The 820-nt window shown below is 38.8% G+C and carries 1 protein-coding gene; it reads right to left on the bottom strand.

Going from position 1 to position 820, the window contains the following annotated elements; all coding sequences use genetic code 11:
* Nucleotides 1–118 precede the first annotated feature (118 nt).
* A complete protein-coding gene (locus tag FCV43_RS20130; protein WP_136996183.1) occupies nucleotides 119–730 on the bottom strand; it encodes an HNH endonuclease in 612 nt (203 codons plus the stop codon).
* Nucleotides 731–820: the final 90 nt, after the last annotated feature.

Below are 820 nucleotides of genomic sequence, written 5' to 3'. Positions count from 1 at the left end.
AACGCCGCATTAAGGGGTGAACAACGCCGCCACCCAACCTAAAGCATTGTACCGTAAACACTAAATTTGAAGTAGAAGCAAAAATGCCAAGCGTTGAGAATCCCTCTTAAATGCTTTGTTAGGCAAAAATTAACCCCTTCAGCTCTGCTACTGTATAGGGGGGACTCTTTAAATGAGCAATTCTGTGACAGTTTGGGCACAAACAAACCAAAGTGCTGAGTTCTGTGTCGGTTTTCCCAGTCGTAGCTAAAGGGTTCGTATGGTGACAATCAATTACATACTTACCACTGATTAGCATTTTATAGCTACAAGCTTGGCAAGTGTGTTTGTCTCGTATTTTAGCCTCAGTAGCTAGCTTTTGATTTCGCGCAGTTCTCAAGATAGACGAATCTAACTTGTAGCCCTCAATTGCACTTTCGGCATCAATGCTTTGATAGATTTCATAACCAAGCCCATTGTTATAGAAGGAATCTAATAGCGATAATACATATGATGAATGAACCGTAAAATCAGTGTAATTGGACGTAATATACGAATCCGACACTTTATTTTGATTATAGACTTGTTCAACAGTAGATAACCTTGTGTACCTTTCACTTCCGGATGAGAGAGGTGTTATATAAAGGGATACATCATCCAGCCAGATCGTGAATGCTTTCTTTTGCTTTAGAGTATGGAAAGTTACATCTTGCTTACTTTTAATATATTCGCAAAAATTTTCAAAACTCATAGATTACCTCTTTTGCCTAACGCCCAATTAAGGTGCGATAACGCTATAAAACCCAGACTAAACCATTGCGCCGTAAACACAAATTTCAAA

Source organism: Vibrio genomosp. F6 (genome assembly GCF_005146325.1).
In the GTDB taxonomy this organism is placed as follows: domain Bacteria; phylum Pseudomonadota; class Gammaproteobacteria; order Enterobacterales; family Vibrionaceae; genus Vibrio; species Vibrio cortegadensis.
Note: the sequence above shows the minus strand (reverse complement) of the source record. Positions and strands in the feature narration are given on the sequence as shown.